This window comes from Burkholderia sp. E168m15 (assembly GCF_016586105.1).
Classification (GTDB): Bacteria; Pseudomonadota; Gammaproteobacteria; order Burkholderiales; family Burkholderiaceae; genus Burkholderia; species Burkholderia orbicola.
This window is the reverse complement of sequence record NZ_BCPO01000117.1, coordinates 20,943-47,099: the sequence shown is the minus strand read 5'-3', so window position 1 is coordinate 47,099 and position 26,157 is coordinate 20,943. Positions and strand designations below refer to the sequence as shown.

Below are 26,157 nucleotides of genomic sequence, written 5' to 3'. Positions count from 1 at the left end.
CATGTCGTCTGACCGGGTGATGCGTCCCTCTAATTTGGAACCGCACGCAGCCTGCCGCACGTCGATCGGCTAACATGCGTGCAGTTGCCGGCAGACGCCCGTCTGCCGTTTCATTGGGTCATTCAATTCAGATAGAGAGCCGGAGTGCCGATGGGGACGAGCATCAGGGCGTTGCTGTTATCCCAGATGGATAGCTTCACGCCGTCGGAACAGAAGGTCGCGCAGGCGTTGCTGGATCGCTATCCCAGTCTGGGGCTGGGCCCCATCGCGCAGGTTGCGAAGCAGGCGGAAGTCAGCGATCCGACCGTGTTCCGCTTCGTCGTCCGGATCGGTTTTCCGAACTACTCGTCGTTCCAGCAGGCGCTGCACGACGAGATCGACACCGCGATGAATTCGCCGCTCGCGCGGATGGATGCGTTCCACTCGGAAACGGGCATGCGCGATAGTCACGCGGCGATTTTCCAGCGGCTGTCCGAATCGCTCGCGACGACGATCGACGGGCTCGACGCGGCCGCGTTCGACGCAGCCGTGGCGGTGCTGGCCGATCCGGACGTGCGCGTCTTCTGCGGCGGCGGGCGCTATACGGCGCCGCTCGCGTCGCTGTTCTCGTTCATGCTCGCCTATACGCGGCCGCACGTGCAGTACGTCGAGCCGAACGTGAATCTCGCGTCCGTCGCGCTGGCCGACATGGGACGCACCGACGTGCTCGTGATCTTCGATTTTCGCCGTTACCAGAAGGACAGCATCCGCTTCGCGCAGGCCGCGCACCAGCTCGGCGCGCGCATCCTGCTGATCACCGACGAATGGCGCTCGCCGATCGGCGAGTTCGCGGAGATCGTGCTGCGCATCCAGGGCCGCCCTTTCGCGATGCTGCAGACCAACGTGCCCGCGCTGGCGCTCGCCGAAGCGCTGGTGATCGGCGTGACGAACCGGCTGCCGGAACTGGCGCGGCAGCGGATGGAGAAGATCGAGCAGCTCAATGCGGGCGGGATCGAGTGGGACGTGAGTCGGCGGGATTTGCCGGAGTGATGGCGTGTCGCCATCCACCGGCAGGCATCAGCTCTCGACATCCTCCAGACTGAACACTTCCGTCTTGTCGTTGTACGAAAAGACCTCCCCGTACCGCCCCCAGTCGATCACCGCATCGAGCGTTTCCTCCGCCGCCTCGTCGGACAGAAAATCCTCCAGCTCCTGCTCGAAGCGCACGCGCGGCGCGCGATGGCCCGGACGCTCGTTCAGCACCTTCCTGATCCGCGCGGCAAGCGGCACGTGCTTCAACAGGTGATCGGCAAACATCAGCTTGCGCTCCTGCGTGCCGAATTCCGCGAACACGCGGGCGGGCGGCGTCAGGAACACGTCGCCTTCACGCACGTCCGCGAAGCCGAGGTGCTGCAGCACTTCCGCGATCGGGAACAGTTCGTCGACCTCCAGATGCAGCGAGCGCGCGATTTCCGGCATGTCGGCGCGGCCGTGGTACGGCGCCATCGCGAGCGTCTCGATCAGGCCGGCCATCAGGTTGGTCGATACGCGCGGCATCCAGCTGCCGAGCTCGAGCCCCTTCTTCGTCGCCTCGCCGGTCTGGCGCGCGGTCATCTTCGCGTAGATGTCGTCGACGAGCTTGCGGAAATCGGCATCGAGCCGGTTACGCGGATGCTTGAACGGCACCTTGATCTCGGCGATCACGCGGCCCGGATTCGACGACAGCACGAGAATCCGGTCGCACATGAACACCGCTTCCTCGATGTTGTGCGTGACGATCAGCACCGACTTGATCGGCATGCGTCCCTGCGTCCACAGATCGAGCAGGTCGGTACGCAGCGTCTCGGCCGTCAGCACGTCGAGCGCGGAGAACGGCTCGTCCATCAGCAGGATCGTCGGGTCGACGACGAGCGCGCGCGCAAAGCCGACGCGCTGGCGCATCCCGCCCGACAACTCGCGCGGGTACGCGTTCTCGAAGCCGTCGAGACCGATCAGGTCGATCGCGGCGAGCGCACGCTCGCGCCGCTCGCGCGCGCCGACGCCGAGCGCTTCCAGCCCGGCTTCCACGTTCTGCAGCACGGTGAGCCACGGGAACAGCGCGAAGGTCTGGAATACCATCGCGACGCCTTCGGCCGGGCCGCGCAACGGCTTGCCGAGGTAGGTCACTTCGCCGCCGGTCGGCTCGATCAGGCCAGCGATGATGCGCAACAGCGTCGATTTGCCCGAGCCCGAGCGGCCAAGCAGCCCGACGATCTCGCCTTCGCGCAGCGACAGGTTCGCGTCGTCGAGCACGAGCAGCTCGCCCTGCGTCTTGTTGAAGCCGCGGTTCACATGCTCGACGCGCAGGATTTCTTCGCCGAGCCGCGGCGGCTGCAGCGGCTGGGACGTCTTGACGGGGGCGTTGATAACGGTCGAATTTTGCATCGCGCTTACTCTCAATCGAGACGGAGCCGGGATTCCGCATAGGCGTACATCGGACGCCACAGCAGGCGGTTGAACAAGGTGACGAACAGGGACATCACGGCGATGCCCAGGATGATCTTCGGGAAGTCGCCGGCGGCGGTCGTTTGCGCGATATACGCGCCAAGACCGTGCGCGACGACCTTCGTGTCGCCCCACTGCACGAACTCGGACACGATGCTCGCGTTCCACGCGCCGCCCGATGCGGTGATCGCGCCCGTCACGTAGTACGGGAAGATGCCGGGCAGGATCGCCTGGCGCCACCACTGCCAGCCGCGGATGCGGAAATTCTTCGTCGCTTCCTTGTAGTCGTTCGGATAGGACATCGCGCCCGCGATCACGTTGAACAGGATGTACCACTGCGTGCCGAGCACGATCAGCGGCGACAGCCAGATGTCCGCGTTCAGGTGGAAGTGGACGATCACGATCACGAATACCGGAAACAGCAGGTTCGCCGGGAATGCGGCGAGGAACTGCGCAAGAGGCTGGATCTTCTCGGCCAGCTTCGGGCGCAGCCCGATCAGCACGCCGAGCGGCACCCAGATCACCGACGCGATCGCGATCAGCACCAGCACGCGCAGCAGCGTGATCAGGCCGAGCACGAGCACGTGGCCGACCTCGGCCACCGTCACGCCGGTCGCGACGAAGCTGACGACACGCCACGCAACGTACACCGTCAGCAGGATCACGAACGCGCCCCACACGATGTCGCCGATGCGCGACGAACGGCGCGCCGATGCCTCACGCACGCGTGTACCTGTCACCGACGGCACGCGCAACGGAATCCGCGCGGCCTGCGACAGCAGCCAGCCGGCCGGCACGAGCAGCTGATGGATCAGGTGCGTGCGACGCATCATGTCGAGCAGCCACGATTGCGGCGCATCGCCCGACGCGGTGTTCTCCATCCGGAACTTGTCGGCCCACGCGACGAGCGGACGGAACAGGAACTGGTCGTAGGCGAGGATCACGACCGACATCGCAACGATCACCCAGCCGACCGCGCCGAGATTCTTGTCGGAGATCGCCTGCGCGAGATACGCGCCGATACCCGGCAGCGTGATCGTCTGGTTACCGACGGTAATCGCTTCCGATGCGACGACGAAGAACCAGCCGCCGGACATCGACATCATCATGTTCCAGATCAGGCCCGGCATCGAGAACGGCACTTCGAGCTTCCAAAAGCGCTGCCACGGCGTCAGGTGAAAGCCGCGCGACACTTCGCTCAGATCGCGCGGCACGGTGCGCAGCGACTGGTAGAAGCTGAACGTCATGTTCCAGGCCTGGCTCGTGAAGATCGCGAAGATCGCGGCCAGCTCGGCGCCGAGCACGCGGCCCGGAAACAGCGCGAGAAAGAACGTGACCGTAAACGAGATGTAGCCGAGCACGGGCACCGACTGCAGGATGTCGAGGATCGGGATCAGCACCATCCCCGCGCGGCGGCTTTTCGCGGCGAGCGTGCCGTAGACGAGCGTGAACACGAGCGACGCAATCATCGCGGCGAGCATCCGCAACGTGGTGCGCAATGCGTATTCGGGCAGGTTCGACGGATCGAGCGAGATCTTCTGCGTCTGCAGTACGCCAATCGGCGCCATCGTCTGGTGAAAACCGACGATCGCCATCGCGAGTATGCCGATGATCAGCGGAAACGCGATCGCGTCCCAGCGGTTGGGCAGCACGCGCCACGCGGACGCGTTGGCGGTGCGATTCGGATCGAAGAAACTGATATCCATCGGTAGCGTCTTGTGTCTTGTGTTGAATTGAAAATCGATGGGTCCGGCCGCGTGCCGCGCAGCCGGGCGTCGCGGCAGCGGCGCGAATCAGGCCAGCCCGTGCAGTACCCGGTATGGGGTGATCGGCAGCGCGAACGACAGCACCGAGCCTTCCTCGACGACGCGGAGGTCGGCACCGAAATGAACGCCGACAGGGGCGATGCCGCAGGCAATGACCGGAAAAAGCAGCGCGAGGCCGAGGGTGCGCGTGCGGTGGCCGACCGCACCGCCCGTATCCGTTGCCGCGAGGTTCGGCATGAAGGGCTCCGGAGAGGGGATTCGGAGTGGGAGGCTATCGGGCGGCCGTGACGCAAATGTGACGTGTCACTTACAGGACATTGACGGGTCATCCGGCGGGAGTCGCGCATCGCCCCGCCGGCCGCCGACACGAGTGTTCGATCTCGCAACGCTCGGGAATAAATCCGCCGCTTCGCCGGTATCGCATGCGAAGGCGCCGGCTTATTCCAGGACGATCCGGCCGTCCGGTTTCGTCACACGAATGCGAGGCTTACATGTCTTCATCGACCCCCACCCGCCCGTCGCGCCGCAAGGCCCTGCAATGCATGGCCTTCGGCGGCCTCGGCACGCTGTTCACGCTGTCGGGCGGCATCCTCACGCCGTTCGACCTCGCGCTCGCGCAGACCGGCGAGGCGCGCCCGGCCGACGCGGGCCGGCCGCTGTTCGTGCAGATCAGCGATACGCACATCGGCTTCAACAAGGACGCGAATCCCGACGTGTCGGCCACGCTGAAGCAGACGATCGACCTCGTCAACGGGATACCCGCGCTACCCGCGCTGGCGATCCATACCGGCGACATCACGCATCTGTCGAAGCCCGAGGAATTCGACCACGCGTCGCAGTTGCTGTCCGCGCTGCGCGTGCCGGAACTGCATACGGTGCCCGGCGAACATGACGTCACCGACGGTTCGGGCGCCGAATATTTCGGCCGGTTCGGCAAGGCGTCGGACACCCGCGGCTATTACAGCTTCGATCACGCGGGCGTGCATTTCATCGCACTCGTCAACGTGATGCATTTCAAGCCGAACGGGCTCGGCAGCTTCGGCGACGAGCAGCTCGCGTGGCTCGCACAGGATCTCAAAGGCCGCTCGTCGAGCACGCCGATCGTCGTGTTCTCGCACATGCCGATGTGGACCATCTACGAACCGTGGGGCTGGGGCACCGGCGACGCGCCGCAGACGATGGCGCTGCTGCGCCGCTTCGGCTCCGTCACCGTGCTGAACGGGCACATCCACCAGATCGTGTCGAAGGTCGAGGGCAACGTGACGTTCCATACCGCCCGCTCGACCGCGTTCCCGCAGCCGACGGCCGGCAACGGCCCGGGGCCCGTGCCGCTCACGGTGCCGCATGACCGGCTGCCGTCGATGCTCGGCGTGACGACCGTCGAATTCGCCGGCCATCCGGTCGCGTCGACGCTGCACGATGCGACGCTCGCCTGATAAACATAAGGAGACCGACATGACCCGCTTCCGACCTATCCGAATCATCGCGGCGCTGATCCTGTGCGTCGCCGCCGGCACGCCGCCCGCCGCGTTCGCGCAGAGCCCGAACGGCTCGCTCGTGACGATCCGCAATTTCATGTTTTCGCCGATGTCGACCACGATCAAGGCCGGCACGACGATCACGTGGAAGAACCTCGACGCGGAGCCGCATACCGTGGTCAACGACGCCGGCATCTTCCATTCGAAAGCGCTCGACCAGGACGAGACGTACGCGTTCCGCTTCGACAAGCCGGGCGTCTACAAGGTGTTCTGCGGGATTCATCCGTACATGAAGGAGACGATCACCGTCGAATGAAGTGGCCCGCCACGCGACGCGCGGGCGAACGGCGGGCGGCAGCCGCCTACAACGGCGGTCGTCCGCTTCGCCTGCGTGGCAGACGGAGCCGCGCACGATGCCTGCATTTTCCGGTCGATTGATTTCGTCGCGGAGCCAGCCTTGCATGGGGGTTCACTGCCCCGCTGCACGCAGTTCCGGCGCGGTGCCGGCGACGACCGGACACGACTGCGGCAACGCCTGCCCGAACAACACGGCCAGCCCGCAAGCGGACGTGAACATGCCGAGGCCGTCGTGTCCGACACCCGGCACTTCGACGACCTGCTGCGCGAGATCGTCCGGATGCCGCTTCTTCAGGTAATCGAAATAGGCGAGCCCGCGCGCCAGCCGGTACGGCCCCTGCGCCATCGCCGCGCATGAACGGTCGATGAAATGCGTATAGGGATTCGTGTCGGCCTGCCCGAGCAAGTACACGACACGGCGCGCGACGTAACGCGTTTCGAGGTCGCGCACGTCCTGCGACGCAACGTAAGGCGGCGCCGACTTCAACCCGTATTTCCATTCGGTTGCGCGCGGACAGGCGCCGCCTGCCAGCGCGTCGGCATTCGGCCGTTCGTCGTCGAAATACAGGTAGCTCGACGGGTTCGCGACCACGTAGCGCACGGCAACGCCGGTACGGGCCAGCGCGTCGCCTTCGCGCCCGGCCACCGCATAACGCTGCAGCAACTGTGCGCCGGCGGAATGGCCGATCACGACGATCGTCGACAACGACGGGTACAGGCTGCGGTCGGCGAAATGCGCGAGCAACGCGTCGAGCGCCGCGAACGAGCTGACCGGCGCCGGCTGGCGCGCCGGTTCGCCGCCCTTCCATCCTTCCTGCGTCCACGCGAGCGTCGATGCGCCCAACGAAAACGCGCGCACATCGGCGCGTGTCAGGAACTGCGGCGCGACGACCATCGTACCCGCGCCGGCCGCACCGGCCTTTTCGACGACCTTGCGCCCCGATGCGTAGTACGCATCGGCATTACGCAGCGTGCCGTGAATCACGATGAATACGCGTACAACGTCGGGCGCGGCCCGGTCGAGCGGATGGTCGGCGTAGACGGGCAGCACCGCGCTGCCCTGCGGCGTGTCGACGGTCACGCGCTGGTCGGCGACGGCCTTGACCGGCGCTTCGAGCCGTTCGCGTTGCTTGGGTGTCATGGCTTCGGCCGGCTGCGCACCGATCAGCATGCCGACGACGGCACAGGCCAGCACGAGCGGAACGGCATATGACAGCGCCCGGGCGGCCGGCAGCACGCACGAACGTCGGATGCGGGAAAAGGCGACGGAAATGACGGACATGGCGGCAGCTCGGGCGGTGGATATGACTTGAACGGCGAGGGTCGCAGAATCCGTCGCACGCCGCCGGCCGATCATGGAAAACGGGTCAACCGGCCGGTTGCGCACCGCGTTCGGCGTCGGCGCACGTTTCGCCCGCGCGACACTGCATCCGCTGCACGATGCCGACCAGTTCGCCGATATGCGTGGGCACCGCCTGCTTGCCGGCTTGCGCCCACGCGTCGAACGACGTCATGCCGCTCACCGCGCCCACGAACGGCACGCCGGCACGCTCGGCCGCCTGGGCGTCCACCGCGTGGTCGCCGACGTAGATCGCCGCCGCGGCAGGCAAACCGAGCCGCGCCAGCGCCTGCACGAGCCCTTCCGGGTCCGGCTTGTGGCGCTGCACGTCTTCCCCGCCGATCAACACGTCGACCAGCGATTGCAAGCCGTTGCGCTCGAGAATCGCGTCGATCCGGTAGCGAAACTTCGACGACACGACCGCGACGGCGAGCCCTTGCTCGCGCAACGTCGCGAGCAGCGGCGGCACTTCGGGATAGACGCGGGTGCCCGGCACCATGATCTCGTCGGCGCGCACCACGAAGTGCCGTGCGAACGCCTCGGCCCGTGCCGCTTCGGTTTCGCCCGCCAACGAACGGAACATGTCGGGCAGCGGCAGCCCGATTACTGCGCGGATCTGCGCGGGCGTCGGACCGGTGGCGCCCAGCTGATGCAATGCGTACTCGGTGCATTCGATGATCGCGGCGGACGAATCCGCCAGCGTCAGGTCGAAATCGAATATGACGGCCCGAACGGACATGAAAGGACTCCGTAAACACAACGAACGATGCCGCGTATGTTACGCGTGCAGCGATAGGAACTCGTCGGCGACGCAACCTGCAACCGGGCAGCCGGGTCGCAGGCACTGCGCCCGGCGTTGATGCGCCCCCGCGATCGTCACACGCTATCAACCCCATTGCCGACAGTGCTTTCAAACATATCGTAAAAATCCGATATAAGATTCGCCCATCGACGATACCCGTTTGCCTTGACCGAACACCCAGCCTTTCCATGCCGACCGAACTCGACATCGACGCGATCCTGAAAGCGCTCTCGAACCCCGTGCGCCGGGAAATCCTCGTCTGGCTGAAAACGCCCGGCGAGCATTTCCCGCAGCAGACGCTGCCGTACGAACACGGCGTCTGCGCGGGCCAGATCGACGCGCGCTGCGGGCTGTCGCAGTCGACCGTCTCCGCGCACCTCGCGACACTCCAGCGCGCGGGGCTCGTGACGTCGACACGGATCGGTCAATGGGCGTTCTTCCAGCGCAACGAGGCCGTCATCGACGCATTTCTCGACGCCCTGCGCCGCGAACTCTAGCCAACGGCCGAACCGGCCATGCGGGGCGCCGTCGCACATGACGCGACGGCTTCCCCGCCTTTCGTGAAGAGGTTATCTGCCATGCCCACGCTGTTCGATCCCGTTACCCTCGGCGACCTGACCCTGCCGAACCGCATCGTGATGGCGCCGCTCACCCGCTCCCGTGCGGGCGCGGCGCGCGTGCCGAACGCACTGATGGCGCGCTACTACGCCGAGCGCGCGTCGGCCGGCCTGATCATTACCGAAGCGACGTCGGTCACGCCGCAAGGCGTCGGCTATGCCGACACGCCGGGCATCTGGTCCGACGAGCAGGTCGAAGGCTGGAAGCAGATTACGCAAGCCGTGCACGCGGCCGGCGGGCGCATCGTGCTGCAACTCTGGCACGTCGGCCGGATCTCCGATCCGATGTTCCTGAACGGCGACCTGCCGGTCGCGCCGAGCGCGATCGCCGCGGGCGGCAACGTGAGCCTCGTGCGTCCGCCGCGGCCGTTCGTGACGCCGCGCGCCCTCGAACTCGACGAAATTCCGGGCATCGTCGCCGCATACCGCAAGGGTGCAGAAAACGCGAAGGCTGCCGGCTTCGACGGCGTCGAGATTCACGGCGCGAACGGCTACCTGCTCGACCAGTTCCTGCAGGACAGCACCAATCGCCGCACCGACGCGTACGGCGGCCCGATCGAGAATCGCGCGCGCCTGCTGCTCGAAGTGGTCGACGCGGCGATCGACGTGTGGGGCGCGGGCCGGGTCGGCGTGCACCTCGCACCGCGCGGCGACGCGCATACGATGGGCGACTCCGATCCGGCGGCAACGTTCGGTTATGTCGCGCGCGAACTCGGCCGCCGCAAGATCGCGTTCATCTTCACGCGTGAATCGTATTCGGGCGACCAGTTGAGCCCGCGCCTGAAGGAAGCGTTCGGCGGCCCGCTGATCGCGAACGAGCAGTTCACGCTCGACACCGCGCAGGCCGCGCTCGCGAACGGCAGCGCCGACGCGATCGCGTGGGGCAAGCTGTTCATCGCGAACCCGGACCTGCCGCGCCGCCTCGAAATCGGCGCGCCGCTCAACAAGCCGGTGCCGGAGACGTTCTACGCGGAAGGCGAAACGGGCTACACCGACTACCCGGCGCTGAGCGACGCGGCCTGACGGTAGACGACACACGCGGCGCACGGCAGTGCGCCGCGCCGTTCTCGTCACCCTGGGCACGCTGCTTCAGCGTGCCGTTTCCTCGCGAAACAACGCCAGACCGACGAGACTGGCCGACCCGCCGGCGAGCACGTACCAGGCCGGCGCATAGAAGCTGCCCGTCGCCCGCCACAGCGCGCTGACGATCAACTGCGCGAAACCGCCGAAAATCGTCACGCCCAGCGCATAGATCATCCCGAGCGACGTCGCACGGACTTCCGGTCGCAAGGCTTCGAGAATCATCACGAAACCCGCGGGGCTCGACAGCGTCATCAGGCCGATCAGCACGACCACGACCGCCAGCACGGTGACGACCGACGGCCACGTGCGCATCGCATGAAACGCCGGTAGCACCAGCGCCGTCGAGATCGCGCACACCGTTCGCAGCATCGGCTTGCGGCGACGCAAGCGGTCCGCGAACCGGCCCGCGAACGGCGAGCCGACCAGCATCACCGCGCCCGCCGTGCAACCGGACAGCAACGCGACGGAAGCCGGCATGCCGAGCGTCAGCGTCAGGAACGACGGCAGGAAAAACACGATCGTATACATCGTCGACGTGCCGCCGATCACGAGCAACGTGCCGGCCGCGACCTGCCGCCAGGGAATGCGACGGCTGACACGCGGCGCGCCGGCTGCCGGATGCGGCAGCGTGTCGTCGAGATGGCGTCTCAGATAAAACCCGACCGGCCCGATCAGCAGGCCGAGCACGAACGGTACACGCCAACCCCAGCCTTGCAGCGCATCGGACGGCAGCCAGCGGGACAACGTCAACGCGACGAGCGCGCCGGCGAGCGCCGCACCGCCCTGGCTGGCCATCTGCCAACTCACCAGTTCGCCGCTCCGGCGGGCGCCGCCCGACTCCATCAGCAACGTCGTCGCGGCCCCGACTTCGCCCCCTGCCGAAAAACCCTGCAGCAGTCGGCCGATCACGATCAGCAGCGGCGCCGCGATGCCGATCTGCGCGTAGGTCGGCGCGAATCCGATGATGCCGGTGCCGAGCGCCATCAGCGCAACGGTCAGCACCAGCGCGGGCTTGCGCCCGACGCGGTCCGCATACGCGCCGATCGCGACGCCGCCGAGCGGCCGTGCGACGAAACCGACGCCGAAGGTCGCGAGCGACAGCATCAACGCACCCGCATCGCTGGACGCCGGAAAGAACAGCCGACCGATCAGTACAGCAAAGAAGCTATATACGGTGAAGTCGAAGAATTCGAGTCCGTTGCCGAGTGCAGCCGCGGCGACGGTCCGCCGCATCGCGCGTCGCGCGTCGATGGTCTGCGCGGCAGCCGCGCGATTCAAGGTGCTCATCCGATGCCCTCGTTCAGAAGTTGTGATACATGCCGAGCGACATCGTCACGGGCGTCATGCCGGTGCGCGGCGTCGTGCCGCCGGGCTCGGTCGGCAACGGATTGCCGTTCAGCAGAACGGTCGACATCCCGTAATTGCGGATGAACCCCGTCCGCGCGTAGAGGCCGGTACGTTTGGACAACAGGTAGTCGTAGCCGAGCATGACGCCGAGCGCCGAATCCTTCGCCGGCCGGCCGGCGGCATCGCGCACGCCCGACGTATCGCGATAGACGATCGACGCGCGAACCGCATTCACGCCGAACGGCACGATCGTGCCGAGGGTGTACACGCGTGCGATCCCGTCGCCGGCAAGTTTCGGCGCATATTGATTGAACGACGCGGACAGCACGAGCCGCCCGGTGTCGTAGACGGCGCCAAGCCCGTACAGGTCGTTGCGTACCGTGCTCGCCCCGTTGACGCCCCACACCTGGTTGTAGCTCGCCGCCAGATAGGTCGTGCCGTTGTACCACTGCAGCAGCGCGCCCTGCGCGGACGCGGCCGGCGCGCGCCCCGCGACGTTGCTGGGCGCGTACATCAGCATCAGCGTCGTGGTGCCGGCCACGATCGGCGTCCGATAGGTGATCGCGTTGTCGACGCGCGCCGGCAGTTGTGTCGCGCCCGGTCCGAGGTCGCTGTTGTAGCCGACGCCGCGCGCCGTCTGCACGGCGGCCGCGCCAAGCCACGTGTACACCGAATTGGTGCCCACGGTGCCGAACACGTCGATGAACAGCGGCAGCCCCGTGCCGATCTGCTTGCCGAGCCGCAGCCGGCCATAGCGGTCGGACATCAGGCCGATCCACGACTGCCGGTTGAAGAACGACTGCGTATCCTGCTGCGCGCCGTTGTTCGCGAGAAAACCGCTTTCGAGATTGAATTCGGCGCGCCACCCGCCGCCGAGATTCTCGCGCCCGAAGAAGCCGAATTTCGACGTCCACTCGCCGCCGCTCTGGGTCTGCCACGTCGACCGTCCACCCACCGACTGGTAGTTGATCCCCATGTCGACCGAGCCGTACAGCGCCACACCCTCCTTCAATCCGCCGTTGAACTCCGGCACCGCCGCAAGCAGTACGTCCTGATACGGCACCGCGCAGGCACTTCCGGCGCCCAGCGCCAGGCACGCAGCGCCCCATGTCAGCCTCTTCTTCATTCGTTTTCCTTATTTTCAGAGAGAAAATTCCGAATTGCCGCGCTTGGCGGACGCGCTCGTCAGGCCGTGCCCAGGAAGCGTTCCACGATGCCGACGAAATAGGCGGCGCCCCAGCCGAGCGCGTCGTCATTGAAGTCGTAGCCCGGGTTGTGAACCGAGCAGCCGCCGTGCGAATCGAGTCCGTTGCCGAGCATCACGTAGCAACCCGGCACGCGTTCCGTCATCCACGAAAAATCCTCGCTGCCCATCACACCGTCGGCAAGCAGCGTGAGCCCACCGGCGCCGGCCAGCGCCGTGATCGTCTCGACCGCGAGATCCGCGGCGGCGGCATCGTTGACGACCACGCGCGAGATGGCTTGATAGTCGACCTGCGCAACGGTCCCGTAGGCCCGCGCCTGCGCGTCGGCGATCCGGCGAATCCGCGCCTCGACCTCGTCGCGCGTGGCCGCGTCGAGCGAGCGGACCGACAGTTGCAGCGTCGCGGTCTCCGGAATCACGTTCGGGGCCGTGCCGGCATGGAACGTACCGACGGTCACCACTGCCGCCTTGGCGGGATCGATGTTGCGGGCGACGATCGATTGCAGCGCGGTCACGATGTTCGCCGCCGCCACGATCGGATCGCTCGCGTGCTGCGGCATCGCGCCGTGCCCGCCCTTGCCCGTCACGGTGATCGTTACCGAATCGGACGACGCCATCATCGCGCCGTAGCGCAACGCGAAATGACCGACCGGTACGCCCGGCGCGTTGTGCAACGCATAGACGCGCTCGCACGGAAAGCGCTCGAACAGGCCCTCCTCGATCATTCGCCTCGCGCCGCCGAGTCCTTCCTCCGCGGGCTGAAAGATCACGTTCAGCGTGCCGTCGAAGCGCCCCTGTGCGGCCAGATGGTGGGCGGCCGCCAGCAGGATCGCGGTATGGCCGTCGTGACCGCAGGCGTGCATCGTCCCGGCAACCGTGCTCGCATGGGGCAGGCCCGTTTCTTCCCGGATCGGCAACGCGTCCATGTCGGCGCGCAAGCCGAGCGTGCGCGACGACGTACCGCGCCGCAACCGGCCGACCACGCCGGTGCCACCGATGCCGGTCGTCACGTCGTAGCCCCACTCCGCCAATTGGGCGGCGACGATCCGCGCGGTGCGTGTTTCGGCAAACCCGAGTTCCGGGTGGGCGTGGATGTCGCGTCGAATCGCGACGAAACGGGGGGCGGCTTCACGGATCGCCGCGAGCGTCGGGGCAAGGTCCTGCGTCATGTCTGGCTCCATTGGATCGGCTGCATCGCAACCGTTGCAGGCCAGTATGGAGAGACGCATCGGGTCAAAAAACACATCAATTTTGATACGGATAAGATTTGGTTATATCCTCCGCATCATGAAAACCCACCAATTGCGCACGCTGGTCGCGGTGGCCACGGCGGGCAGCATCAAGGCTGCCGCGAAAACGCTGCACGTCAGCCAGCCGGCCGTCAGCAAGGCGATTCAGGAACTGGAAGGCGAATTCGGCGTGGCGCTTCTCGAACGCAAGCCGTGGGGTGTCGTGCCGACGCCGGAAGGCGACGTATTGCTCGGCCGCGCGCATGCGGTCGTTCGGGAGCTCGAGCGGGCGCGCGACGACATCGCGCATCTGAAAGGGCTGCGCGAAGGCAGGCTGGTGCTCGGCTTCACGCCGATCGTCGCGGTTACGGGGTTCGCGCACGCCTATGCCGAATTTCGGCGCCACTGGCCGCATGTCGAGTGCGAACTGCGCGAACTGTCGTTCAACCAGTTGACCGAGCAATTGCACAGCCGGACCCTCGATCTGGCGTTCGCGGCCATCACCGGCGAGGTCGCCGAGTCCGCCGACGTGAAGCCGATCCGCACCTTCGACACCGCGTTCGTCACCCGCGAGAACGGGCGTTTCGCCGGTGCGACATCGCTGGACGCGCTACGCGATGCCGAGTGGGTCCACACCGATCCGAGCGACAATTTTCCGGCGCACATTCGCGACCTCCATGCGCACGCCGGCCTGCCGGCGCCGCGCTGCATCACGCGCTGCACGTCGTATGCGCTGTTCTACAGCCTGCTGCTCACGACGGATGCGATCTTCTCGTGGACCCGGCATTCGCTGTCGGAAACCGTGTTCGGCCAGGCGCTCACGCCGCTCCCGCTGCCGCTGTCGCCGCCACCGCTGCAGCTCTACCGGCTCACGCCGCCCGGCCTGCAACTGACGCGCCCCGCGACGGATTTCCTCGCGTACATCGAAGCCGCGTTCGCGTCGCGTTCGTTCGGGAGCGGCACGCGGCGCTGACTACGCCGGAATCGGTCCGCACCGCGCATCAGGCCACCACAGCGCGTCGCATGAACACGCGCCGCGTTTCGTCGAGACCGAGCGCGACGTGGTGCGCGCGGATTGCGCGCAGCGCGTCGTCGAGTGCCGTATCGTCGATGATCCGGAAACCGAGGCGCGCGTAGTACGGTGCATTCCACGGCGCGTCACGGAACGTCGACAGCACCACCTGCTCGACGTGCTCCCGCGCCGCGCGCGCGATCACCTGTTCGATGAGACGCGCGCCGATCCGCTGCCCTGCGTGCGACGGCGCGACATCCAGTTCCTCCAGATACAGCCGCTGCGCATCGAGCAGCCGGTAGAACGCGAACCCGACGCACGTGCCTTGCGGATCGACCGCCACATAGGCGCGACCGTCGTCGATCCGCACGAGCACGGCGGCCGCATCGGTCGGCTCGCCGTCGGCGATGTCGGCCATGCCGATCTCGCGAAAACGCTGCGCGGCGGCGACTTCCACGGCGGCCATCGCGGCCGCGTCTTCCCGCGTGGCGGGGCGAATCAGGATCGGTGCAGGCATGACGGCAATTCAGGGCGGCAGTCGGGAACGGCGGTCACTATAATCGAAACCTCAGACGTTTCGAACGATCGGGTGAGTCGCTACGGCGGCCCGCCGCGCCCCTTGCCTCGGGAATCGACATGAAAAACCGGCTGCTGGCTGCCCTGCTCTGCCTGTCCGCCACGGTCGCGCATGCGGCGGGCGTCAAGTTTCTTCGGATTCCTGCCGACGCGGCCGGCCCCGAGTTGCGCGCGATGGTCTGGACGCCATGCGCGGACGCCACGCAATCGCTCACGGTCGGCCCTTACACACTGAAAGGACGTCGAGACTGTCCAACCGCCGGCGACAAGCTGCCGCTCGTCGTGATCTCGCACGGCCATGGCGGCTCGTTCCTCGGCCACCACGATCTGGCCGAAACGCTCGCCGATGCGGGGTACGTCGTCGCGGCGATCAACCATCCGGGCGACACGTTCTCCGACATGAGCCGCGCGGCCGATCTGCAGGAATTCGCCGAGCGCCCGGCCGACATCAAGCGCCTGGTCGACTACATGCTCGGTCACGCGCCGGATGCCGCGCACATCGACCCGGCACGCATCGGCTTCTTCGGCTTTTCGCGCGGCGGCTATACGGGCCTCGTGCTGGCCGGCGGCAATCCGGATTTCGCGCACGCGCCGGTCGCCTGCCCCGACCCGGCCTGGCCGATCTGCAAGCAAATCCGGGCCGGCGACCTGCCGAAGGCGCCGCTGACGCACGACCCGCGCATCAAGGCCTACGTGCTGGCCGATCCACTCGACGAATTCCCGACCGCCGACACGCTGAAGAACGTCCGCGCGCCGATCCAGCTCTGGGCATCTGCGGAAGGCGGCGACGGCGTGACGCCGGATACGGCGCCCGCGCTGGCCGCGCTGCTGCCGCAACGGCCCGAATTCCACGTCGTGCCGAATTCGGCGCATTTCGCGTTTCTCGCGCCGTGTCCCGAGCAGCTGGCCCACCACGCACCCGACATCTGCACGGACGCCAAGGGATTCGATCGCACCGCGTTCCATGCATCGCTCGACGCGAAAGCACTCGCGTTCTTCAACGCGAATCTTCGCTGACTAACAGCGAAACGCCTTGCGCCAGACGCCCTGCTCCGGCGTGTGAGCGTTGCATTCGATCAGCACGCGCACCAGCGCCCAGTCGTCGTCATCGCAGAAATCGAGCAGCATCGCGCCGTACGGGCCGGGCTGCTCGCGCAAGCGCTCGGCCAGCCGCGCCTGAATGCCCGGCACGCGGCCATCGCCGTGTGCGACCACCGACGGATTCGCACCCATTCCCGTGCCGCTGCAGAAATTGAGCGCCCAGCGGCCGCTGTCCGGCAGCGGCAGATGCGTCAGCAACGCGTCGATTGCGCGCCACTTCCATGCGATCGACGCGGCCACCGGCACGCGGTATTCATCCTGAATGACGAACGCGCCGTCCGGATGGTCGATCGTGAACGTCGCGTTGTCGGGCCACGCGGTCAGGTCGATGCCGAGCGGCCGGCCGCTGCGAAAGCGCCGCAACAGCACGACCGTGCCGCGCACGTCGCCGAGCGTCGGCAGCGTGCCGCCGGCATGCCAGCGCAGTCGTAGATGCCGCGCGCGATGCGCGTCGAACGTCGCATCGAAACCGCGCGTGCAGGCATGCGCCGGCCACTCGTCCTTCACCGACATCACGATGCATTCGCGCGGATGCGCATCGAGAAACCGCGTACACGTTGCCAGCACGTCGTCGAACGTCATGCCGAGCGCGATGCCGCCGTGATGGATGTCGAACCCGTCGCGCACGTGCCGGCAGCGGATGTCGAGCAGCCGCACGCCATGCGCGAGCTGCGCGTCGAGCGGCGCACGCTGCGTGCGCACCAGCGAATCGTCGACCGTATACGCACAGGTGTCATGGCTGCCCGGTAGGGTCAGCGTATGCAGCGGCCGCGCGTCGTCGAGCGCCGACATCCAGTCGGCAGGCGGCATGCACGTATCGTGGCGCGAAGGGATCATGAATCGATGAATGACAAGGAAAGAAAACCGTGGGTGACGGCGTCGGATGTCGCGGCGCGGGCCGGCGTCTCGCGTTCCGCAGTGTCGCGCGCGTTCTCGCCGACGGCAAGCATCGCGCCGCAAACGCGCGAGCGCGTGATGGTCGCCGCGCGGGCGCTGGGGTACCAGGTCAACCTGATCGCGCGCGACATGATCACGCAGCGCAGCAGCATGATCGGCGTCGTGACGGCCGGATTCGAGAACCCGTTCCGCGCGCGGCTGCTGTCGGACCTGATGGCCGCGCTCGGGCAGCGCGCGCTCACGCCGCTCGTGACCAATGCGGAAGATCCGCGCCAGGTCCGGCAATCGCTCGAACAACTGCTCAGCTACCGGATCGCGGGCCTCGTGATGACGTCCGCGTCGCCGCCGCTGTCGGTCGCGCAGCAATATCTCGAACACCGGATTCCGGTCGTGATGATCAACCGCGAAGCGAACCTGCCGGGCGCCGATGTGGTCGTCAGCGACAACGCGGCGGGCGCCACCCACGCCGCGCAGCGGCTGGTGCGGGCCGGCGCGCGCCGGCTTGCGTTCGTCGGCCCGCGTGGCGCGAGCTACAGCGCGCGGTCGCGCGCCACGGCGTTCGAGCAGGCGATCGGGCAACGCGACGCATTCGACGCGACGCTCGCGCAGATGATCGACACACCGTCCGACACGCATGCCAGCGGAATCGATGCAGCACGGCAACTGTTCGCGGCGCGCGAGCGGCCCGACGGTGTGTTCTGCTCGTCCGACCTGCTCGCGCTCGGCGTGATCGACGTCGCGCGTGGCGAATTCGGCTTGCGCGTGCCGGACGACCTGCGCGTGATCGGCTTCGACGATATCCCCGCCGCCGAATACGATGCGTATCGGCTCACGACGCTGCGACAGGACACGCGCGGCCTCGCGCATGCGGCGATCGACCTGCTCGCCGACCGGATGCAGACGTTCGACGGCCCGTCGCGTACGCGCGTCGTGCAGGTCACGCAGGTGGTGCGGGACAGTTGCGCGTGACGACGCAGGATCGGGCGCGGCGACGCCGCGCGTCACTTCAGCCCGCCCGCGAAGCCGCGCAACAGGTAGCGCTGCACATAGCCGGCCACGGCCAGCGTCGGCAGCGACGCCATCAGCCCGGCGCTCATCAAGTCGCCCCAGTCGATGCCGTTCTCCGTCACGTAGCCGGCAATCGCGAGCGGCAGCGTGAAGCGGCTCGGCGTCGACACGAACAGCAGCGCGATCAGGAATTCGTTCCATGCGGCGATGAACACGAAGATCGCGGTCGCGATCAGCCCCGGCGCGCACAGCGGCAGCACGATCTGCACGAGCCGCCGCGCGAGCCCCGCGCCGTCGATGCACGCCGCTTCCTCATATTCGATCGGCACGTCGCGCACGAACGCCAGCAGCATCCAGATCGCCATCGGCAATGCGTAGATCTGATACGCGAGCATCAGGCCGAGCGTCGAATCGAGCAGGTGCAGCCGCTTCGCGAGCGCGAACAGCGGCACCGCGATCGTGATCGGCGGCATCAGCTTCAGCGCCAGCACGAGCACCAGGAACAGCAGGTCGAGCCGCGCCGGAAACCGCAGCCGCACGAGCGCGTACGCGGCCGGGAACGCGAGCGCCAGCGCGAGCAGCGTCGTGCCGAAGCCGACCAGCAGCGAATTGAACAGCGGCGCGCCGATCCCGTTCGCCCACACCGACGCGAAATGCTCGAAGGTCGGCGCGGCCGGCCAGATCCGCAACGGATGATCGAGGCGTTCTAGCGTCGGCATGAAGGCCGCGCCGACCATCCACAGGCACGGCAGCAGCAACAGTGCGAGCGCGACGATGCGCAGCGCCCACGGCATCGCGTGACTAAACGCGACGCCCGTGCGGATGCGCGGGATACCTGCCGATCGCGCCGTCATGCGCGCCGCTTGCGAACCGTCTGCCATACGTACCCCGAGACCAGCAGCGCGGACGCCGCGAGCATCAGCACCGACGCGGCACTCGCCGGCCCGACATTGAAGAAGCGGAAGCCCGTGTCGTAGATATAGGTCGACAACGTCTGCGTCGCGTTGCCGGGGCCGCCGCCCGTCAGCGCATAGACCTTGTCGAACAGCTTGAACGTGTCGATCGAGCGCAGCAGCAGCGCGAGGCCGATCTGCGGCGCCGCGAGCGGCAGCGTGATGTCGCGCAGGCACTGCCACTCGCTCGCGCCGTCGGTGCGCGCGGCTTCGTACAATTCCTGCGGGATCGATTGCAGCCCGGCCAGCACGATCAGGAACGCCATCGGCGTCCACTGCCACACGTCGACGAGCGCGAGCGACCACAACGCGAGATGCGGGTCGGACAGCCAGCGCACGCCTTCGATGCCGAACGCCGCGAGCAGCGCGTTCAGGAAGCCGTCGAAGTTCAGCCAGTTGCGCCAGATCGCCGAGCACACGAGCGTGGACAGCATCATCGGCAGGATCGCGAGCGGCAGCGCGATGCGGCGACCCGGAAACGCGCGCACGAACAGCAGCGCGAGCCCGAAGCCGAGCGCGACTTCGGCGAGAGACGCGACGATCGTGAAGCGCAGCGTGTTGCCGAAGCCGGCCGCGAACGCGTCGTCGCCGAGCACCGCGCGATAGTTCGCGAGCCCCGCGAACGCGCGGCGGCCGGCCGAGTAATCGACCCGGCAGAACGAGTCGATCAGCACCTGCGCGACCGGATACAGCGCGAGCGCGGCGAGCACCAGCAGCGCGGGCCCGAGCAGCGCGACGAACGGCAGGCTGCGGCCGAACGCTTTCATGCGCGGCCTCCGGCCGATGGATCGACGTGCGCGATCACTTGCCGGCCGCGGCCGTCGCCTGCGCGATCTTCTGCTGCGCCTGGCGCAGCGCGGCGTCGGGCGCGGCCTGCCCCGTCAGCGCGAGTTGAAGCTGATCGCCGAGAATGCTCTCGACCTGCTGCCAGTCCGTCACGCGCGGCCGCGCACGGCCGGCCTCGAGCGCCTTCAGTTGATCGGGATACCAGCGATACTGGCGCACCAGCGCCGGATCGTTGAACACGCTGCGGCGGGTCGGCGGAATGCCGATGCCGGCGAGGCGCGTCTGCGTATCGCGTGCGGTCAGGTAAGCGAGGAAGTCCTGCGCGAGCTTCGCGTGCGGCGCGTCCTTCGGAATGCCCATCTGCCAGATGCCGAGCATCGGCGCCGGGCCCGCGGTCTGTCCCGGCGGCGGCTGCAGCGCGATCTGCCCGACCACGCGCGACTGCTTCGCGTCATCGAGCGCCGGCACCCAGGCGGGCCACACCTCGATCGACTGCGCCGCCGTGCCGCGTTGCAGCGCGTCGCGCACTTCGGCCGCGCCGTATACGTCGACGTCCTTCGGCGCGAACGCCTTCAGCGCAAGGAACGTCTTCAGCGCGGCCTGCGCTTCGCGCGAATCGATCGTCACGTTGCCGGCACGGTCGAACACGTCGCCGCCGTATGCCCACAGGATCGGCAGGAAGCCCGTGACGACCGGGTTGCCCTTCGTGCCGCGGAACACGACGCCCGACACGCTCTTGTCCGCACCGCCGACGGTCTGCGCGATCTTCAGCACATCGTCCCAGTTGCGCGGCGGTTGCAGCTTGTACTTCGCGAGCAGGTCCTTGCGGTACGCGAACATCTCGACGTTGCCGACGATCGGCAGCGCGTACAGCGCGCCGGCCGCGTTACGGCCGAGCGCCACCGCCGACGGCACGAGATCGGCATCGGCCAGCGACGCGGGCAGCGGTTTCAGCCAGCCGTTGCCGATGAATTCCGGCGCCCACGTGTCGTCCATCATCACGAGGTCGTACGCGCCGGTGCCTTCGCGCATCGACAGCTTCAGCTTCTGGTACAGGTTCGCGTTCGGCAGCTTGAGCAGCTCGATCTCGGTGCCCGGATGCAGCTTGTTGAAGCCGGCGACGGCGTCGGCCAGCCCCTTGCCGTAGATGTCGTCGCGGCCGGCGATGACGAGGTCCGCCGCGAAAGCGTGCGTGGCGGCAACGGATAGCGCAACGGCGGCGGACAGCGCGCGCAGGCGGCTCAGCAAGGTCATGTGGTCTCTCTCGATCGGCGGTGGAGCGGAACATTCGTGCGTTGCACACGTGTGCAACGCCGGCGACACGTCGGGTCGCATGAAGCGTCGCCATTGTTCACGCAGATCGTGAAGGTATTGTGGCAAGCCGCAAGCCGGGCAACTCGACGCACGGATTCCGTCAATCCGGGTCCATTCAGTCAAGCATACGGGCGGTTTTTTTCAAGCATCGCTTTCCAGCAATCGACCGGCGCCGAGCCATGGGCGCGAGGGCCGCGCGGCGGCACGCGACCGACGTGCCGCCCCTGCCCGCGGTCCGAGTCAAAAGTTCACACGAATCCCCGCCATCACCGCCAGTTGCCGGCTCGAATTGCTGTTCGCGAGCACCGGAATCTGCGCATAGTTCGCCGCGTTGCCGTCCGCATCGGTGCCGAGCCCCGTGCCGCTCGCGACCTGGCCGATCGCGACCGCATACAGCGCGGTGCGCTTCGACAGACTGTAGTTCGCGCCGACGTTCACCTGGTGGAAGCGCGTCGTGCCGCGTCCGTCCGTATGCGCGGCGTTGAAGATGTACGCAACGCCGCCTTGCAGCGCCGGTGTGAACATGTACGTGACGTTCAGCTCGCCGATGTCGAACGTGAACGCCTGCGTGCGCGGCTGCGCGGCGGTCGAGAAATAGCGGCTGTCGCCGAGCCGCGTGTGCGTGTAGGTCAGCGCGACCGTCGCCGCGCCGAGCGTGACCGACCCGCCCGCGCCGAACGCGCGCATCGAGCCGGCATCCTGCAGCAGGCAGTACATCGCGCCCGGGTTGCTGCACGCGAAATCGCCGATATAGCTGCTCGCGCCGCCGAGCGCCGCGTCGAGCGGCTGGTGCAGGTCGAGGTAGCCGACCGAGAAGGCCACCGGCGCGCGCGTGTACGTCGCGGCCACCGCATAGCCGCGCTTCGCGGAAAAATCGCCGGCCTGCCCGCCGAAGCTGAACGTGCCGCCGAACGTGAGCCCGTTGAAATCGGCGCTGGTGAACTTCACCGCGTTGTTGAAATTGAACGCGGCATTCAGGTTGTCGACGTCGCCGAGATGCGAGCCGTACGGCGTCGACCAGTTGTTGCTCGACACGTATGCACCGAGCATGTCGGTGTACGAGTCGTACTGGCGGCCGAGGCCGAGCGTGCCGATCCCCTCCTGGCGCAGCCCGACCCACGCTTGCCGGCTGAATGCGGTGCCGCCTTGCAGCGCCTGCCCGTTCGCGGACAGGAACTGCTGCTCGAGCGTGAACACCGCATCGAGGCCGCCGCCGAGCGGCTCGGCGCCCTGGAAGCCGAAGCGGGACGGCACCAGGTTGCCGCCGCCCATCTGCCACGCATGGCCGCCGCCCGTGCTGCCGTCTGCGCGCGTGAACTGCTGGTTCGTCGAATAGATGATGCCGGTATCCACGGTACCGTACAGCGTCACGCTCCCCGAAGTCTGCGCATGTGCGTGCAGGCAGCCCAGCATGGCCGCGGCTGCGGTCAGTCGTCGTCCGTTCTTCATGTCCCGCCCCTCTGTGATCATCGATTCGCAGTGCAAACCGAATGTGTTGTCGATATGGGTGACAGGACTTTATCCAGCGAAAATTCCGGACCTCTATCGCAAATCGGCAAACGGTGAGGGGTGCGGCCCGCGACGGTTCCCGGCGGCGCCGTCGCAATGTGGATGCGTCATTCGGGACGCGTCGTCTGGGAAGGCAGTTCGCCGAACAGGTCGCGATACTCGCGCGCGAAATAGCCGAGATGCGTGAAGCCCCAGCTCGCGGCGGCTTCGCCGACACCGAGTTGCTGCGCCGACGTCGTGCGCAGCAGGCGCCGCACCGCGTTCAGCCGGATCGTGCGCAGGTAGCCGACCGGCGTGACGTCGGCCACGCGTTGAAAGCTCGTTTGCAGCGTGCGGCGGCTGCAGCGCAGCGCGCGGCACAGTTCGAGCACGGTGACGGGTTCTTCGGGACGGTCGCGCAGATGCTTCTCGCAGCGGCTCACGATATCGCTGTAGGTCGCGTGCGTGATGTCGCGGCGCTCGACGCCGATCCCCTGTTCGAGCGCATCGAGGAACATGCCGAGCATCGCGTCGCGAAACATCTTGCGGGTCGCCGCGTATTCGAGGCAGCCCGGGTTGCGCTGGGCATCATCGATCAGGGCCGACAGCCGCACGCCGAGCGCGACGCCCTGCGCGTCGGACAGCCGCGTCACGTGCCGCAGCCTGCGCGCGCCGGCCGCGCCGAATTCGGCCTCGCACAGCTCGTCGACCATGTCGGACGACGCGCTGATCCCGACGAGCCCCATCCCTTCCGGCGTGTGGAATTCGAAATCCTCGCCGGCGCGCAGCGCGAGCAGCGCATAGCCGTCGACCGGCTGGCCCTGGAACGTGCCCGCGAGGGGCACGGACAACGGTACCGCGAGCGACGTGCGCCCGGCCGGCGCGAGCCCGGTTTGCGCGACACGCCGGTTGGTCGTCTCGCGGAAGAAGTGGAAATCGTCGTACAGCACCTGCGTGACGGTGCCCTTGAAGCGGCCCGGCGTCATCTGGCGGTACACCTGATGCCAGCCCGCGATCGCGAGCCCGTGATCGTGCACGTCTTCGTGTGAGCGTGACTGGAACAGCATCGGCATCTCCGGTAAAACCCTGATTCCTGGATGCGCCCGCCGGGTTCGCGCGGCACGCATCGCCACAGCTTACCCTCGCAAAATCCCGCGTAGTGCGGTTTCGAACGCAAGACAGGCCGCCGACAGCGCCGCGGCCTGCTCGTCGATCAGCCGGACATAGCGGCGAAACGACGGCATCCGGTTGACGACCTCGCTGCCGCCGAACGGCACGATCGCGAGCGTCCAGCGGCCGTCGCGTGCGTCGCCGTCGTGCGCGTCGATCACGCAGTCGGTCAGGTGCAGCGGCCGCAGCGCGTCGGCCAGCGCCGGGTCGGCAAGCAGCGCGGCCAGCGTGTCGATGAACGCGGAATCGCATCCGGGCGCGAGCGCCGCAGCGATGCCGGTACGGCGCAGCCAGCCGGTCTGCCGCACGCGCGCACTGCCCTGCGCGGCCGGACCGTTCGCGGCCACCGTCACCTTCACGCTGACCGTATGCATCAGGAACTGACGCTCGACGCGCTCGTCGACGCGCACGCGCACGCCGTTCGGTAACCGCGCCGTGGCGCCGCCAACGCCGCCAGCACCGTCGTCATCGCGCACGGCCCGCAGGTCGGCGAGCACGCGCGCGGCGATCGCGCCGGGCCGATGGCCGGGCGGCGGCGCAGCGGGCGCCGCGCGCCAGCGGGCGAGCGCGGCCTTCACGATGCGACGTGCTCGTTGCGCAGCACGTCCTCGACCGGCACCGGCCTGAACGGATGCCGGCGCTGCACGACCAGCGTCCAGAACAGCGCGTACAGCGCGGTGAGCCCGAGCATCGCGCCGAACGGCACGTAGATGTCGCGCGGGTTCATGCCGGGCGGCGTGATGTACCAGATCGCGAGCACGATGCCGACGCTCGACACGATCTGCGGCAGCGGGAACAGCGGCGAACGATACGGCCGCGGCAGGTCCGGGCGGCGGATGCGCAGCATCACGACCGACGCGGTGACGAGCAGGTACGCGGTGCCCCACGCGCAGGTCGCGGCGAGCACGAGGTGCAGGATGCTGTCGAGATTGCCGTTGATCAGCCACGCATGGAAGATCGGCACGATCGCCGACGCGACGATGCCGACCACCGGCGTCTTGAAACGCGGATGCAGGTACGCGAAGCAGCGCGGCAGCGCGCCGTCGATCGCCATCCCGTACAGGATGCGCGGCAGCCCGGCCATCAGCGTGTTGATCGTCGCGGCGCCCGCGCACAGGAACGCGATGCCGAACCAGATCCGCCCGAACGGCCCGAGCACCTGCAGCGCGAACGCGGGAATCGCGCCCGGCGTGTCGAGCAGGTGCGTGAGGCCGTCGGGGCTCACCGGCACGTTCGCGACCTGGCGGCGGATCGCCGCGCCGTACAGGAACATGCAGATCGCGACGCCGACGAGGCCGAGCGCCATCGCGCGCGGGATCGTGCGGCCCGGCGCCTTCATTTCCGGGGCGAGCGGCGTGACGAACTCGCAGCCGACGAACATGAACATCGCCATCCCGACCAGCGACAGCACGGCCGGCACCGACGTGCCGACTTCCGACCCGCCGAACCAGCCGTCGAGATGCACGGCCGGCGCGGCCGCGAGCCCGAGGATGCCGAAGATCATCAGCGACAGCCACATGCCGGCCGTCAGCACGATCTCGAGCTTGCTGAACACCTTGATGCCGATGATGTTGGTGATCGCGAACGTGACCACGAGGCCGACGCCGACCAGCCACGAACTGTTGTGCTTCTCGAACGCGGCGTTCAGCGATTCGAAGTTCACGAGCGCCATGATGCCGCTCAGGATCGTCTCCGCGGTGCCGGCGAACACGTGCACGAGGAAATAGGCGGAAATCGTGCCGGTGATCGCCCAGAAGCGGCCAAGCCCGCATGACAGGTAATCGTAAACCGAGCCAGCGGTCGGCAGCATCGCGGCGGCTTCGGAAAACGTGGTGGCCTGCGCCTGCATCATCACGAACGCGATGATCATCGCAACCGCGAACGCCCAGCCGCCCATCCCGAAGCCCGACGTCGCGGTGAGGATCACCGGGCTCGCCATGATGAGGCCGACGGCGCTCGCCAGCGCGGTCGGAAAACCGACCGCGCCCGCCTTCAAGGCGGTGCCGCCGCCCGCTTCAGCCGGCGAGCCGGCGGGCGTATCGCCCGCGGCGCCGGTCATTCCCGACCATCCCGACATCGTTGTCTCCTTCGTAGGTTGGCCCGAACCGGCGCTTCGTCAGCGGCCGGGGCCAGATGCTATGCGGTCGGCCCCGGGCGGTGCTTCAGC

The 26,157-nt window shown here is 67.6% G+C and carries 25 protein-coding genes; 8 read left to right on the top strand and 17 right to left on the bottom strand.

Features of this window, described 5'->3' with window-relative positions; all coding sequences use genetic code 11:
* Positions 1-150 precede the first annotated feature (150 nt).
* The gene (locus JMF86_RS18710; RefSeq protein WP_011547384.1) at positions 151-1,029 is read left to right on the top strand and encodes a MurR/RpiR family transcriptional regulator; all 879 of its coding nucleotides are present in this window, start codon (positions 151-153) and stop codon (positions 1,027-1,029) included.
* Positions 1,030-1,056: 27 nt separating this feature from the next.
* Here the strand turns inward: JMF86_RS18710 and JMF86_RS18705 are convergent, their stop codons facing one another.
* The 3 genes from JMF86_RS18705 to JMF86_RS18695 all read right to left on the bottom strand — a co-directional run bounded on the left by JMF86_RS18705 (position 1,057) and on the right by JMF86_RS18695 (position 4,466).
* Positions 1,057-2,403 (bottom strand): AAA-associated domain-containing protein, encoded by a 1,347-nt coding sequence (locus JMF86_RS18705; RefSeq protein ID WP_006496879.1) that lies wholly within the window; start codon positions 2,401-2,403, stop codon positions 1,057-1,059.
* Positions 2,404-2,414: 11 nt separating this feature from the next.
* On the bottom strand, positions 2,415-4,169 hold the full coding sequence (locus tag JMF86_RS18700; protein WP_011547383.1) for an ABC transporter permease subunit: 1,755 nt from the start codon (positions 4,167-4,169) through the stop codon (positions 2,415-2,417).
* A gap of 87 nt (positions 4,170-4,256) precedes the next feature.
* Positions 4,257-4,466, bottom strand: a complete 210-nt coding sequence (locus JMF86_RS18695) for a hypothetical protein (protein WP_011547382.1) — start codon at positions 4,464-4,466, stop codon at positions 4,257-4,259.
* A 254-nt stretch (positions 4,467-4,720) separates the two neighbouring features.
* Here JMF86_RS18695 and JMF86_RS18690 point away from each other — a divergent pair, with 254 nt between their 5' ends.
* Both JMF86_RS18690 and JMF86_RS18685 read left to right on the top strand, forming a co-directional pair.
* On the top strand, positions 4,721-5,665 hold the full coding sequence (locus JMF86_RS18690; protein ID WP_011547381.1) for a metallophosphoesterase: 945 nt from the start codon (positions 4,721-4,723) through the stop codon (positions 5,663-5,665).
* Positions 5,666-5,684: 19 nt separating this feature from the next.
* The gene (locus JMF86_RS18685; protein ID WP_011547380.1) at positions 5,685-6,023 is read left to right on the top strand and encodes a cupredoxin family copper-binding protein; all 339 of its coding nucleotides are present in this window, start codon (positions 5,685-5,687) and stop codon (positions 6,021-6,023) included.
* A 153-nt stretch (positions 6,024-6,176) separates the two neighbouring features.
* Here the strand turns inward: JMF86_RS18685 and JMF86_RS18680 are convergent, their stop codons facing one another.
* Together JMF86_RS18680 and JMF86_RS18675 are read right to left on the bottom strand one after the other, a co-directional pair.
* The gene (locus JMF86_RS18680; protein ID WP_011694780.1) at positions 6,177-7,346 is read right to left on the bottom strand and encodes an alpha/beta fold hydrolase; all 1,170 of its coding nucleotides are present in this window, start codon (positions 7,344-7,346) and stop codon (positions 6,177-6,179) included.
* An 85-nt stretch (positions 7,347-7,431) separates the two neighbouring features.
* Positions 7,432-8,142 (bottom strand): HAD family hydrolase, encoded by a 711-nt coding sequence (locus JMF86_RS18675; RefSeq protein WP_011547378.1) that lies wholly within the window; start codon positions 8,140-8,142, stop codon positions 7,432-7,434.
* Positions 8,143-8,393: 251 nt separating this feature from the next.
* Between JMF86_RS18675 and JMF86_RS18670 the strand changes: the two genes are divergently transcribed.
* The gene (locus JMF86_RS18670; protein WP_011547377.1) at positions 8,394-8,702 is read left to right on the top strand and encodes a helix-turn-helix transcriptional regulator; all 309 of its coding nucleotides are present in this window, start codon (positions 8,394-8,396) and stop codon (positions 8,700-8,702) included.
* 81 nt (positions 8,703-8,783) lie between these two features.
* Positions 8,784-9,845 carry an alkene reductase gene (locus JMF86_RS18665; protein ID WP_011547376.1) on the top strand — a complete coding sequence of 354 codons (1,062 nt, stop codon included), beginning with the start codon at positions 8,784-8,786 and terminating at the stop codon, positions 9,843-9,845.
* A 66-nt stretch (positions 9,846-9,911) separates the two neighbouring features.
* Here JMF86_RS18665 and JMF86_RS18660 read toward each other — a convergent pair whose 3' ends face one another.
* Genes JMF86_RS18660 through JMF86_RS18650 form a run of 3 tightly spaced genes read right to left on the bottom strand, consistent with a single transcriptional unit; the run spans position 9,912 to position 13,625 of the window.
* The gene (locus JMF86_RS18660; RefSeq protein ID WP_011547375.1) at positions 9,912-11,192 is read right to left on the bottom strand and encodes an MFS transporter; all 1,281 of its coding nucleotides are present in this window, start codon (positions 11,190-11,192) and stop codon (positions 9,912-9,914) included.
* A gap of 13 nt (positions 11,193-11,205) precedes the next feature.
* On the bottom strand, positions 11,206-12,378 hold the full coding sequence (locus JMF86_RS18655; protein WP_011547374.1) for a porin: 1,173 nt from the start codon (positions 12,376-12,378) through the stop codon (positions 11,206-11,208).
* Positions 12,379-12,437: 59 nt separating this feature from the next.
* On the bottom strand, positions 12,438-13,625 hold the full coding sequence (locus JMF86_RS18650; RefSeq protein ID WP_011547373.1) for a M20 aminoacylase family protein: 1,188 nt from the start codon (positions 13,623-13,625) through the stop codon (positions 12,438-12,440).
* Positions 13,626-13,743: 118 nt separating this feature from the next.
* On the opposite strand from JMF86_RS18650, the gene JMF86_RS18645 reads away from it, so the two are divergent.
* Positions 13,744-14,658 carry a LysR family transcriptional regulator gene (locus JMF86_RS18645; protein WP_011547372.1) on the top strand — a complete coding sequence of 305 codons (915 nt, stop codon included), beginning with the start codon at positions 13,744-13,746 and terminating at the stop codon, positions 14,656-14,658.
* A 28-nt stretch (positions 14,659-14,686) separates the two neighbouring features.
* Here JMF86_RS18645 and JMF86_RS18640 read toward each other — a convergent pair whose 3' ends face one another.
* Positions 14,687-15,214, bottom strand: coding sequence for a GNAT family N-acetyltransferase (locus JMF86_RS18640; RefSeq protein ID WP_011547371.1), 528 nt, complete (start codon positions 15,212-15,214; stop codon positions 14,687-14,689).
* Between the two features lie 119 nt (positions 15,215-15,333).
* On the opposite strand from JMF86_RS18640, the gene JMF86_RS18635 reads away from it, so the two are divergent.
* Positions 15,334-16,290 (top strand): alpha/beta fold hydrolase, encoded by a 957-nt coding sequence (locus tag JMF86_RS18635; RefSeq protein WP_201317103.1) that lies wholly within the window; start codon positions 15,334-15,336, stop codon positions 16,288-16,290.
* Here JMF86_RS18635 and JMF86_RS18630 read toward each other — a convergent pair whose 3' ends face one another.
* Complete coding sequence (locus JMF86_RS18630) at positions 16,291-17,211, bottom strand: phosphatidylinositol-specific phospholipase C (protein WP_011547369.1); 921 nt, start codon at positions 17,209-17,211, stop codon at positions 16,291-16,293.
* 6 nt (positions 17,212-17,217) lie between these two features.
* Here JMF86_RS18630 and JMF86_RS18625 point away from each other — a divergent pair, with 6 nt between their 5' ends.
* Positions 17,218-18,240, top strand: coding sequence for a LacI family DNA-binding transcriptional regulator (locus JMF86_RS18625; RefSeq protein WP_011547368.1), 1,023 nt, complete (start codon positions 17,218-17,220; stop codon positions 18,238-18,240).
* A gap of 32 nt (positions 18,241-18,272) precedes the next feature.
* Here JMF86_RS18625 and JMF86_RS18620 read toward each other — a convergent pair whose 3' ends face one another.
* The 7 genes from JMF86_RS18620 to JMF86_RS18590 form a co-directional block, all read right to left on the bottom strand.
* Positions 18,273-19,133, bottom strand: coding sequence for a carbohydrate ABC transporter permease (locus JMF86_RS18620; RefSeq protein ID WP_011547367.1), 861 nt, complete (start codon positions 19,131-19,133; stop codon positions 18,273-18,275).
* Positions 19,130-19,999 (bottom strand): carbohydrate ABC transporter permease, encoded by an 870-nt coding sequence (locus tag JMF86_RS18615; RefSeq protein ID WP_006480925.1) that lies wholly within the window; start codon positions 19,997-19,999, stop codon positions 19,130-19,132. The genes JMF86_RS18620 and JMF86_RS18615 overlap by 4 nt, the downstream gene beginning before the upstream one ends.
* A gap of 34 nt (positions 20,000-20,033) precedes the next feature.
* Positions 20,034-21,272, bottom strand: coding sequence for an ABC transporter substrate-binding protein (locus JMF86_RS18610; RefSeq protein ID WP_012339724.1), 1,239 nt, complete (start codon positions 21,270-21,272; stop codon positions 20,034-20,036).
* A gap of 300 nt (positions 21,273-21,572) precedes the next feature.
* The gene (locus JMF86_RS18605) at positions 21,573-22,781 is read right to left on the bottom strand and encodes a porin (RefSeq protein WP_011547365.1); all 1,209 of its coding nucleotides are present in this window, start codon (positions 22,779-22,781) and stop codon (positions 21,573-21,575) included.
* A 167-nt stretch (positions 22,782-22,948) separates the two neighbouring features.
* A complete protein-coding gene (locus JMF86_RS18600) occupies positions 22,949-23,887 on the bottom strand; it encodes a helix-turn-helix domain-containing protein (protein ID WP_012339722.1) in 939 nt (312 codons plus the stop codon).
* 69 nt (positions 23,888-23,956) lie between these two features.
* Entirely contained in the window at positions 23,957-24,568 is a 612-nt protein-coding gene (locus JMF86_RS18595; protein WP_011547363.1) for a DUF3156 family protein, read from the bottom strand.
* The gene (locus JMF86_RS18590) at positions 24,565-26,067 is read right to left on the bottom strand and encodes an APC family permease (RefSeq protein ID WP_012339721.1); all 1,503 of its coding nucleotides are present in this window, start codon (positions 26,065-26,067) and stop codon (positions 24,565-24,567) included. Before JMF86_RS18590 ends, JMF86_RS18595 begins: the two co-directional genes overlap by 4 nt.
* Between the last annotated feature and the right edge of the window lie 90 nt (positions 26,068-26,157).